The organism is Aeromonas sp. 603757, assembly GCF_049171255.1.
GTDB classification, from domain to species: domain Bacteria; phylum Pseudomonadota; class Gammaproteobacteria; order Enterobacterales; family Aeromonadaceae; genus Aeromonas; species Aeromonas veronii_A.
In genome coordinates this window covers 120,463-130,597 of record NZ_JAAKOE010000013.1, presented here as the reverse complement: position 1 = coordinate 130,597, position 10,135 = coordinate 120,463, and the positions used below count along the sequence as shown (strand labels likewise).

Here is a 10,135-nt window from a genome sequence, read left to right as displayed (position 1 = left end):
AAAATTGTTTTTGATGCTCGATGCTGTGAGTGCCCACACAGATTGCTTGATTCAAATTGTTAAAGAGCGTCACGCTTATCGCGTTGAGGAGGCGCATATTACGCCTCTCACTTCGAAAGTCAAGCGATTGTTTTCGCTTTTCTTTCGGCACCTGCTTCGCTAGGAAGCTGGCTCATCAGGTTGGCGTGTTCCGCCGTGCTGGTAGGGGCGCATTATAGGGAGCCGCGCCGCGATGACAATAGTTTTTTTGAAGAAAATCACGAAAATTTCAAATTATTCAATTAGAAACAACTTATTCAGTGTATATATACAAGGTTATCCACAATCCAGCTGTTTCACTCCCCTTTTAGCGTCATTTATATCGCCGCCAGAGCCTTTGGGAGTGCCATACTGGAGCCGATAACCTCTTCCGAGTGGACCATGGTAGCGCCAATCAGGAAAGCTGGTTACCATGGAGGTGAATACAGTGTTGCACCTTTTTTGCTTTCATTTACAAAAGGTCTTTTAAGATGAATTTATCCAAGTTTCCCGTCTATATGCAGGCCGCAATCCTTGCTCTGGTATTGGCAGTGGTTGGCTACCTGGTTGCCCAGGCCCTGCAATTCTCTTTGAAAGCGGAAGTCATTTTTGCAGCAGGTCTGGCGATTGGCGGTTTTGTGGTACCGCTGCTCCTGAAAAGAACCCCGGCTAATGCAGCCGAAGCGATCGCCAATCAGGAGACTTGCACCTTATATGTAGGCAACCTGCCATATCGCGCCAACGAGATTGCCGTGCGCGAATTGTTTGCCGAACAGGGCCAGGTAATTTCCGTACGCCTGATGAAGGACAAGGCAACCGGCAAGCGCAGAGGATTTGGTTTCGTCGAGATGCCTGCTGCCGATGCTGCCAAAGCGATTGCCGCATTGAATGACAAAGAGTATCAGCAGCGAACCCTCAAGGTACGCGAAGCGAACGACAAGCGAGACAAAGAGGAGAAGGAGGGTGGTGAAGTCGAGGCTTGATCCCCCGTCAGAACCCCACCTCTTCCAGTGATGACAGCCCCCATGCTTGCAAGGGGGCTGTCAGTTTTTGGGCCTCCCCATCCAGCCGGGTGCAGTAAGCCCTGGCAATCACCTCTTCTATATGTACAGGCTGCACGGCGGCGTGCCCGCCATTGCTCAGCAACCAGGCCACCCGTTTGGCAACTGCACTGCCCGAGTCGATCAGCTGACATTGCGGCATCAGCTGCCCAATCTCTTCATTGAGTAGAGGGAAGTGGGTACAACCGAGCACCAGCGTATCCGGCTGCTCTTCCCCCTCCAGCCAGTCAGCCAGCACTTCACGCAGCAGCGCCATATTGACCGGTAGGCCCGCAAGCTTGTGCTCCGCTTCTATTACCAGCTCGGTGGTGCCCTTGAGCAGCACCCGCTTGCCGGGGGCAAACTGGGCGATCAGTTCGTGGGTATAGTCGCGGCTGACGGTACCCGGCGTGGCCAACAGGCCAATACAACCGTTGCGAGTCTGCGCGGCGGCGGGCTTGATGGCAGGCACCACCCCCACCACGGGAATATCCAGTGCCTCGCGCAGGGCCGGCAGCGCTATGGTGCTGGCCGTGTTGCAGGCAATCACCACCAGATCGATATGATGACGGGCCACCATGGTGGTCACCAAGCGGGTGCAGGCAACAATCAGGGCGGGCTCGCTCAATTCACCATAGGGGAAGTTGGCATTATCGAAGCAGTAGAAATAGTTGTGTGCCGGCAGGACGCGGCGGATCTCGCGGTAGATGGTCAGGCCACCCATACCGGAATCAAACACGAGAATATTGGCCACTTGAGCTCCCCTTTGGTGCAAGGCGGCGATCATACTCCCGCCTGCCGCCAATAGAAAAGGCCCTGCCAATGGCAGGGCCCCTGATTTTTCCACTTGGCCGGCTCCGGCTTAGAGTGAGTAATCCATCGTCACGTAGTATGCGCGCTCATCGGCCGGATACCCCACTGCAGTCTGATACTCCTTATCCAGCAGGTTGTTGATCTTGCCAGATACCTTGAGCGCCGGGGTGACCTTGTAGCCGACAGCCAGATTCCACACGCTGTAGCCACCGAGTTTGGTGGTGTTGGCCACATCGCCATAGCGCTCACCCTGATAGATCCAGCTCAACGAGCCGTCAAACTGCTGCCACTGCGCCTGCGTAATCCACTTGGCCCCTTTGCGGGAGATCAGCTGCAACTGTTTATCGGTCACCTTGTCTTTGGGATCCTTGTACTCGGCAGAGACCCTATGACTCAACCAGCCAGTGTCGAACTCCCCTTCCAGCTCGATCCCTTCAATGCGCGCCTTGCCAACGTTTTGTGGTGTCCACATCCCCTGACTGTTGGGAGCCCACTGGATCATCTGTTCGAAGTCATTGCGATAACCGGTGGCTCGCCACTCGACACCCGCAGTTTGACCATCCAGCATCAGCTCGCTGCTCTTAGACTCTTCCGGCTTCAGGTTGGGATTGCCAGAGCCCGGATAGTAGAGGTCATTAAAGGAGGGGGCGCGGAAACCGGTGCCGTAGCGGGCACTCAGGCGGTAATCCTCGACAAAACGCCAGCCTGCGCCGGTTTGCCAGGTGTTGTGACGACCAAACTGCTCGTTGTCATCACTGCGGCCGCTCAGCTCACCCTGCCATGTCTGGTTGTCGAACTGGACCAGGGCATAGACCCCGGTATTGTCCCGCTCCTTGGCCCCTGCCGGATAGGGGGAGCCAGAAGATCGCGAGCGATCGTCCAGCATGTCGCGCTGCCAGTCAGCACCGCCGCCGAGCGTCCACAGCTCGTTCAGCTTGAGGCTGTTGACCCAGTTCAGGCTGTACTGGCGGGTGTAGGTCCGGTTATTGGCCTGATCGCGGCCACTGTTGTCCTGATAGTCGTACGCATCCTGTTTGGAGAAGGCGCCACGCAACTCACTCAGATAGCGATCATCGTGATAGCGCGACCCCAGCTGATAGCTCTGGTTTTCAGTCCAGGTCTCGTTGCGTTGATGGGTGGCAGGCCCCCAGGCGGAAGCCGCAGAAGAGCGGTCGTACTGGGCGACATTGCGGAACCAGCGGGTCGTACCGAACAGATCCCAGTTGCTGCCGAGCGCCTGCTGGTAGTCCAGCATGGCGTTGTAGCCCTGATGCCCGTGACGGTCACCATCGTTGATGCCGGGCAAGGGGTGTACATTGTAACCCTCTTCATCATCAAAACCGCCAGCCACCTTGAGCTGACCCGCCTCACCTACCTGGCTGGCACTACTGAAAGCGGCCTGACGCTGTTGATGGGAACCGGCACCGATATTGAACTTGTGCTGATTTGTCCCCTTGTCGGGACGGGTAATGATGTTGATCACCCCGCCGATGGCATCAGAACCATAAATGGTGGCGCGTGGGCCACGAATATATTCGATGCGCTCCACCTGATTGAGCGGCAGGTTATTCAGTTCGGTCATCCCGGCGGTCAGGGAGGCACTGCGCACCCCATCCACCAGCACCAGCGTCTGGGAAGAGGTGCCACCACGCACCCGCAGCGAGCTGAGTTGGCCGCGGCCACCATTGCTGACCACTTCCACACCGGGCAGGGTCTTGACCACATCGGTCACGGTCTGGGCTTGCAGGCGATCGATCTCATCCCGGGTCACCACATTGACCGGGGCAAGCACGCTGGAGGCAGGTTGGGCGACGCGGGTAGCGGTCACCACCATGGTGGGATTGACGGGAATGGTCAGCTGCTGGGCAAACGCCGCCGTCGGCAACAGGGCAGCCGCCAGAAATTTCTTCGACATGAGAGATCCTTAAGTTCGCGTAAGTATCTACTTCGTGGCCGGTTTCTCTCGGCCCGAAATACGAACTCTGGCAGGTCTTCGGGCTCGGGGGCTGATAGCCTACGGCGACGGCTTCCCGCCTGATGGCAGTGCCCTGATGTCGCTTCGTTCCCCCTTACCGCTGCGCGCCAGCTCCGGATTTTCACCGGATTCCCTATTAAGCATGATGCGCCAAAGCGGGAGGATTATAGGCAGAGCCAAGCTGGATGTATAGCCATCCAGATTTCTATTTCTTGTCAGCCAGCGCTGCCAGCCGCTGCTGTGCCCCCTCCATCACCGCCTGTACCCCTGGATGGGAGAGATGGCGCCCTGCCGAGACCAGATAATAAGAGAGGGTAACGTCGGTGAGGGTCGCAATCCGCTCCACTCCGTAGAGGCGACCAATCTCGTCAGCCATCGCCAGCGGCGCCGGGAAAATCCCCATCCCCGCCTTGCCGAACGACTTCATCAGGGTGGAGTCATCAAACTGCCCCACCAGATGGGGATGAATACCCTGCTGGCGATACCACTCCAGCAGCCGATCGTGGGTGGCAGACTTCTCTCCGGGGATCAGCAGCGGCAACCCCTCCAGCGAGGCGGGAAAGCCGTCCCGCGCCCGAGCCGCCAGCTCTGGGCTGGCAAACAGCGCCAGCGGGCTGCGCCCCAGCTCGTGGTTGTAGCCGCGCACGCCGCTGTCGGGAGGAAGCGGGCGATCGATCAGCACCATGTCGAGCTTGTGACGGGCCAGCTCGCTGAACAGCTGCTCGGCCCGCTCCTCGTGGCACACCAACCGCAGCGGGGTCGCCAGCGCCATGGCGGGAGCCAGCAGCTCGAACGCCAGGGTGCGGGGTACCGAATCGGCGATCCCCACCTGCATGGTCAGCTCCTGACTGGCGTGGCGCAGGGTGTGCTCCAGCTCGGCGCCGAGCGAGAAAATCGCCCCCGCCTGCTCCTGCGCCTGCCGTCCGGCGGCGGTCAGCACCAGACGCCGCCCCACCCGGTTGAACAGCGCCACCCCGAGGGACTGCTCCAGCTCGGCCACCTGACCGCTGATGGTCTGCGGCGTGAGATGCAGCTGTTCGGCGGCCTGCGTCACACTGCCGCTGCGCGCCACATGCCAGAAGTAGTAGAGCTGTTTGTAGTTGAGCATGCCGTTCCCTATCAGTTTTTACCGAACAACCATCAGCGAGAATCTGATTTTATCGAAACATTGCGGGCTCTAGCATGCAACCATTATCTGAACTGCCCTGCGAACCATCATGCTGGACGTTGTTGTACTCTTCTTTCTGTTTGGTCTGCTGGCCGGTCTGGTGCGATCCGAGCTCAAGCTGCCGCCCGCCCTCTACGACACCCTCTCTCTCTTTCTGCTGCTGGCCATCGGCCTCAAGGGCGGCGTCGGTCTGGCCCAGCAATCCCTGCAACCTCTGCTGCCACAACTGGCGCTGGTGATCCTGCTCGGCGTGGTGCAGACCCTGCTCGGCTTTGCCGTGCTGCGCCTCAAGATGAACCGGGTGGATGCCGCCGCCACCGCCGCCCACTATGGCTCGGTCAGCGTCGCCACCTTTGCGGTCGGGGTGAACTGGCTCACCGAGCGGGGCATCAGCTTTGAATCCCAGCTCTCCATCTTCTTGGCTGTAATGGAGATCCCCGCCATTCTGGTGGGCATAGTGCTGGCCCGCGGCATCAGTCGCGAGACCCGCTGGCGCATGCTGGCCCACGAGACCTTCCTCGGCAAAGGGGTAACCCTGCTGCTGGGCGGCATGGCCATCGGCTATCTGGCCGGGCCGGACGGAATTACCCCGCTCAAACCGCTGTTTGTCGACCTGTTCAAGGGGGCGCTGGCGCTGTTCCTGCTGGAGATGGGCCTCATCGTCGCTCGCCAGTGTCAGGATCTGCGCCGCCATGGCCTGTTCCTGCTCGGCTTCGCCCTGTTGATGCCGCTCGCCTCGGCGGGACTGGGATTGGCAGCTGGCCAGCTGATGGGCCTCTCCCTCGGTGGCCTGACCCTGCTGGCGACCCTGGCGGCCAGCGCCTCCTATATTGCCGTGCCGGCTACCATGCGCATCGCCGTGCCTCAGGCCAACCCGGGGCTCTCCCTCAGCGCCGTGCTGGGGGTCACCTTCCCGTTCAACATCATGCTGGGGATCCCGCTCTACTACAGCTGGGCCCGCCACTTCACGGAGTAGCCACATGCAGACCGAGACCCGCACCCTGCTGACCGTCATTACGGAAGCCAATCTGGAGCCGACCCTGCTGCGCACCCTCACCCGCGAGGGGCTGCGCGGCTATACCATCACAGATGCCCGCGGCCGGGGGGATCATGGCGAGCGCAACGCCAGCTGGAGCGAGAGCGGCAACATCCGGCTGGAAGCGATCTGCAGCCGGGAGCAGGCGGAACGGCTGCTGGCCCACCTGCAGAGTCGCTACTACCCCGATTACGCCATGATCGCCTTTCTGCAACCGGTCGAAATCGTGCGACCCGAGAAATTCTGAGCCGGCTTGCCGGCTCTTTTTGCCCACCAAAAGCAAACGTTTGACATCAAGGATTCAGAGAAAATGAACACAGCTCCCCTGATCGGCCTGGTAATGGGCTCCGACTCCGACTGGCCCGTGCTGCAGGCCGCCGCCCGCATCCTCAAGGAGCACGGCGTGCACTACGAGGCGCAGGTAGTCTCGGCCCATCGCACCCCGGATCTGCTGTTCGAGTATGCCGCCACTGCCCGCGAGCGCGGACTGCGCGCCATCATCGCCGGGGCCGGTGGCGCTGCCCATCTGCCGGGCATGGTCGCCGCCAAGACCACTCTTCCGGTGCTGGGGGTGCCCATCCCATCACGCCATCTCAAGGGAATGGACTCGCTACTCTCCATCGTGCAGATGCCCAAAGGGGTGCCGGTCGCCACCTTCGCCATCGGCGAGGCGGGGGCCGCCAACGCCGCCCTGTTTGCGGTCTCTCTGCTCTCCGTTGCACAAGACGGCGATGCCTCTCGCTACCGGCAGCAGCTCGACGACTTCCGCACCCACGAGCGAGATCGGGTGCAGGCACTGCAACTGGAGGAGCCGACATGATCCTGCCACCCGCAATCCTCGGCATGCTGGGGGGCGGCCAGCTTGGCCGCTACTTCGTGATGGCCGCCCACCGCCTCGGCTACAAGGTGGTGGTGCTGGATCCCGATCCGGCCAGCATCGCCGGTGCCGCCGCCGATCACCATATTGTCGCCCCCTATGACGACCAGACCGCCCTGTACGAGCTGGCCAGCCGCTGCGAGGCCATCAGCTGCGAATTCGAAAATGTGCCCGCCGCCACCCTCGCCCTGCTCGAAAAACACAAGCCGGTGCGCCCGGCCGCCAGCGCTGTGCGCATCTGTCAGGATCGCCGCGAGGAGAAAGCCTTTCTGCGCGGGGCCAACATCCCGGTCGCCCCCTATCTGGCGCTACTGCCGGAAGAGCCCATCCCCGCACAGGCCAGCGAACTCTTGCCCGCCATTCTCAAGACGGCCCGCGAGGGGTACGACGGCAAGGGGCAGTGGCAGATCAGTAATCTGGATGAGCTGGCGACGGCGCTGGCAGCCAGTGGCGTCCCCTGCGTGCTGGAAAAACGGCTGGCACTGGAGGGGGAGTTTGCCCTGACCCTGGCCCGCAGCCCGAGCGGCGCCATCAGCTCCCTGCCACTGGTGCAGAACTGGCACTGCGGCGGCATTCTCGACCAGACTCGCTCCCCGGCCAATGTGCCAACGCTGGAGCGCGAGGCCAAAGGGATCGCTGAGCGACTGATTGCCGCCCTCGATTACGTCGGGGTACTGACGGTGGAGTTCTTTCTGGTGGAGGGGCGCCTGCTGGTCAACGAGCTGGCGCCCCGCCCCCACAACTCGGGTCATCCCAGCCTCGACAACGCTGCATGCAGCCAGTTCGAGTTGCAGGTGCGGGCCCTGTGCGATCTGCCGCTGCCGGAGCAAATCGCCGTGCGCCCCGCCCTGTTAATCAACCTGCTGGGGGATCTCTGGCAGAAGGGCACGCCAGACTGGGCCGCCCTGCTGGCGCTGCCCGGCCTGCATCTGCACCTCTACGGCAAGGGCGAACCCCGCCCCGGCCGCAAGATGGGCCATATCACGGTAACCGGTGATGAGTGGCCAACGGTGGAGGAGCGCTGCCGTCAGGCCCGCCAGCTGCTGGGGCTGGCGCCGTGCTGATCGACCATCGGAAATGCAAAGACCCGGGCATGGCCCGGGTCTCTGTTTTTGCTTGCTCTGGCAGGGAGCCTTATCAGGCCCGCTCCACCGCTACCGGTGCCGGCAGGCGAATGGTGAGGGAGAGCACCAGCGCTACCAGCAGCAACACCAGAATCAGGTTGAAGGTCGCCATGAAGCCGCCAAACAGGGAGGCCACGATGGAGCCGATGATGCTGCCCAGACCAAAGCCCAGATAGATGACGCCGTAGTTCTTGGTCAGGTTGTTGAGACCGAAGAAGTCGCTCACCAGCGAGGGGTAGACGGTGATGGTGCCGCCGAAACTGAAGGCCACACAGGCCACCGCCACGAAGAACAGGTTGGCATTGAGCGGCACGAACAGCAGCAGCGCCATGCCCGCCAGGGTAATCAGCTGGGCGATGGTGATGACCCGGATGCGGGACATCTTGTCGGAGAGGATACCCAGCACCAGACGGCCACCCAGGTTTGCCATAGCGATGATGGCGACGGCATTGGCAGCCACCACTGCTGGCAGACCCACCATCTTCTCGCCGATATCCTTGGCCACGCCGATGACGTAGAGGCCACTCATGCAGGCGGTGAGGAACATCAGCGCCAGCATCCAGTACTGCGGCTTGCGCATCGCCTCGGCCAGAGTGAAGTCACGGCTCTCGCTCTGCTGCACGGAGGCGGCCTGCTTGGGCGCATCCTTCATCAGCATGCCGCCCACCAGCACCATGGACATGGCGATCAGCCCCCACAGCTGGAAGGTGGTCTCAAGGCCGGAGCTGGAGAGCAGCAGCAGGTTGATATATTTGAAACCGAGACTGCCGAGGCCATAGGCACCGATGGAGCAGGCGGAGATCAGCCCCTTGCGCTCCGGGAACCACTTCACGCAGTTGGAGAGGGTCATCAGGTAGCCGGTACCGTCGGCAAAACCGACCAGAATGCCCGCGCAGAGGTAGAGCATCGCCAGATTGCTGGCATGGGCAGTGAGGAAGAAGCCGATGCCGAGCAGCACACCAGCGCCCAGGGTCACGTTGCGCACACCGAATCGCTCCTGCAGCTTGCCCGCCATGGAGGAGGCGACTGCCAGCGACAGGCTGAGCAGGCCGAAGGCGAAAGCCACCTGACTCACCGGCTCGTCCAGCTTGTCGGAGAGCTGGGCGTTGAACAGGCTCCAGGTGTAGACAGAACCCAGTGCGAACTGGGTGATGATGGTACCGATCAGTGTCAGGTACCGGGTGCGGTTCATCTCTTTGGTCATGATGCGTCTCGGTCGATGGCCTTAAGGAAATTGAGGCCACTATAGGCAAGACGCAGTTCGCGCCGATCGATTAAGGCATGAAATGCAGATCGGCGGGAATGAATGACAATCAGAGCCGCATCAGCTGACGGAACGCCTTGATGTTGCTGCGACTGACCGGTACCTCGAACGGCAGATCATGGAGCCGGATGAGATAGGTGCTGTTAAACCAGGGGACTATTTCGCGGATCTTGTTGATGTTGACGCAGTAGGAGCGGTGGCAACGGAAGAACCCCTCGGCAGGCAGGCGGCTGACAAACTCGCTGATGGTCATGGTCATCACGTAGCGGTCATCACGGGTGTAGACATAGGTGAGCTTCTCGTCGGCCTCGGCGTAGTAGATCTGCTCGCAGGGGGTGACGATGATGCGCTCCCCCTTCACCAGATTGACGGTGCGATTGTGCGGGCTGTTCCCCTCGCCGCTCGCCTCCCCCGTGGTGGCTGGCTGCGACTTGCCCGCATGCTCTAGCTTTTGCAGCAGATTGATGAGGCGCGGCTCGTTGTAGGGCTTGAGGATATAGTCGAACGCCTCCAGCTCGAACGCTTCCACCGCAAACTCCTTGTAGGCGGTGACAAAGACGATGTGGGGCGGATGGCTCGACTTGTGCAGGTTCTTGGCCAGCAGCAGGCCATCGATGGAGGGGATCTGGATATCCAGAAACACCACATCCACCTCGTGATCCTGCAGGTATTTGAACGCCTCCAGCCCATCCTCGAAGCTCGCCACTATCTCGATGGTGCTGTGCTGATTCACCAGATAGATCAACTCCTCGCGGGCCAGATACTCATCTTCGACAATAATGGCTTTCAGCATGACAACACCTCTCGCGGCACACACTTA

The 10,135-nt window shown here is 61.0% G+C and carries 10 protein-coding genes and 1 riboswitch; of the genes, 5 read left to right on the top strand and 5 right to left on the bottom strand.

The window, feature by feature from the left end; all coding sequences use genetic code 11:
• The first annotated feature begins 509 nt into the window (after window positions 1-509).
• Window positions 510-1,001 (top strand): RNA recognition motif domain-containing protein, encoded by a 492-nt coding sequence (locus tag G5332_RS13830; RefSeq protein ID WP_041210845.1) that lies wholly within the window; start codon window positions 510-512, stop codon window positions 999-1,001.
• Window positions 1,002-1,008: 7 nt separating this feature from the next.
• Here G5332_RS13830 and murI read toward each other — a convergent pair whose 3' ends face one another.
• The 3 genes from murI to nhaR form a co-directional block, all read right to left on the bottom strand.
• Window positions 1,009-1,812, bottom strand: coding sequence for a glutamate racemase (gene murI / locus G5332_RS13825; RefSeq protein WP_421172820.1), 804 nt, complete (start codon window positions 1,810-1,812; stop codon window positions 1,009-1,011).
• A gap of 108 nt (window positions 1,813-1,920) precedes the next feature.
• Window positions 1,921-3,786 carry a TonB-dependent receptor domain-containing protein gene (locus G5332_RS13820; RefSeq protein ID WP_227341719.1) on the bottom strand — a complete coding sequence of 622 codons (1,866 nt, stop codon included), beginning with the start codon at window positions 3,784-3,786 and terminating at the stop codon, window positions 1,921-1,923.
• A 51-nt stretch (window positions 3,787-3,837) separates the two neighbouring features.
• A riboswitch (cobalamin riboswitch) is annotated at window positions 3,838-4,016 on the bottom strand.
• A 35-nt stretch (window positions 4,017-4,051) separates the two neighbouring features.
• Entirely contained in the window at window positions 4,052-4,954 is a 903-nt protein-coding gene (gene nhaR, locus G5332_RS13815) for a transcriptional activator NhaR (RefSeq protein WP_227341718.1), read from the bottom strand.
• Window positions 4,955-5,063: 109 nt separating this feature from the next.
• On the opposite strand from nhaR, the gene G5332_RS13810 reads away from it, so the two are divergent.
• The 4 genes from G5332_RS13810 (at window position 5,064) to G5332_RS13795 (ending at window position 7,991) form a co-directional block, all read left to right on the top strand.
• Window positions 5,064-5,990: a sodium-dependent bicarbonate transport family permease gene (locus G5332_RS13810; protein WP_227341717.1), complete on the top strand. Its 927-nt coding sequence runs from the start codon at window positions 5,064-5,066 to the stop codon at window positions 5,988-5,990.
• A gap of 4 nt (window positions 5,991-5,994) precedes the next feature.
• Window positions 5,995-6,297, top strand: coding sequence for a P-II family nitrogen regulator (locus tag G5332_RS13805; protein ID WP_005321666.1), 303 nt, complete (start codon window positions 5,995-5,997; stop codon window positions 6,295-6,297).
• A 63-nt stretch (window positions 6,298-6,360) separates the two neighbouring features.
• Window positions 6,361-6,870 carry a 5-(carboxyamino)imidazole ribonucleotide mutase gene (gene purE / locus G5332_RS13800; protein WP_227341716.1) on the top strand — a complete coding sequence of 170 codons (510 nt, stop codon included), beginning with the start codon at window positions 6,361-6,363 and terminating at the stop codon, window positions 6,868-6,870.
• Window positions 6,867-7,991 carry a 5-(carboxyamino)imidazole ribonucleotide synthase gene (locus G5332_RS13795; protein ID WP_227341715.1) on the top strand — a complete coding sequence of 375 codons (1,125 nt, stop codon included), beginning with the start codon at window positions 6,867-6,869 and terminating at the stop codon, window positions 7,989-7,991. The genes purE and G5332_RS13795 overlap by 4 nt, the downstream gene beginning before the upstream one ends.
• Before the next feature lie 73 nt (window positions 7,992-8,064).
• Here G5332_RS13795 and G5332_RS13790 read toward each other — a convergent pair whose 3' ends face one another.
• Complete coding sequence (locus G5332_RS13790; RefSeq protein WP_227341714.1) at window positions 8,065-9,255, bottom strand: L-lactate MFS transporter; 1,191 nt, start codon at window positions 9,253-9,255, stop codon at window positions 8,065-8,067.
• Window positions 9,256-9,364: 109 nt separating this feature from the next.
• Window positions 9,365-10,108: a LytR/AlgR family response regulator transcription factor gene (locus tag G5332_RS13785; protein WP_108613331.1), complete on the bottom strand. Its 744-nt coding sequence runs from the start codon at window positions 10,106-10,108 to the stop codon at window positions 9,365-9,367.
• Between the last annotated feature and the right edge of the window lie 27 nt (window positions 10,109-10,135).

Bases quoted from the DNA above. Each gene is read 5' to 3' on its own strand.
- G5332_RS13830 (WP_041210845.1), top strand. From the start codon at position 510: ATGAATTTATCCAAGTTTCCCGTCTATATGCAGGCCGCAATCCTTGCT.
- G5332_RS13820 (WP_227341719.1), bottom strand. From the start codon at position 3,786: ATGTCGAAGAAATTTCTGGCGGCTGCCCTGTTGCCGACGGCGGCGTTT.
- nhaR (WP_227341718.1), bottom strand. From the start codon at position 4,954: ATGCTCAACTACAAACAGCTCTACTACTTCTGGCATGTGGCGCGCAGC.
- G5332_RS13810 (WP_227341717.1), top strand. From the start codon at position 5,064: ATGCTGGACGTTGTTGTACTCTTCTTTCTGTTTGGTCTGCTGGCCGGT.
- G5332_RS13805 (WP_005321666.1), top strand. From the start codon at position 5,995: ATGCAGACCGAGACCCGCACCCTGCTGACCGTCATTACGGAAGCCAAT.
- purE (WP_227341716.1), top strand. From the start codon at position 6,361: ATGAACACAGCTCCCCTGATCGGCCTGGTAATGGGCTCCGACTCCGAC.
- G5332_RS13795 (WP_227341715.1), top strand. From the start codon at position 6,867: ATGATCCTGCCACCCGCAATCCTCGGCATGCTGGGGGGCGGCCAGCTT.
- G5332_RS13790 (WP_227341714.1), bottom strand. From the start codon at position 9,255: ATGACCAAAGAGATGAACCGCACCCGGTACCTGACACTGATCGGTACC.
- G5332_RS13785 (WP_108613331.1), bottom strand. From the start codon at position 10,108: ATGCTGAAAGCCATTATTGTCGAAGATGAGTATCTGGCCCGCGAGGAG.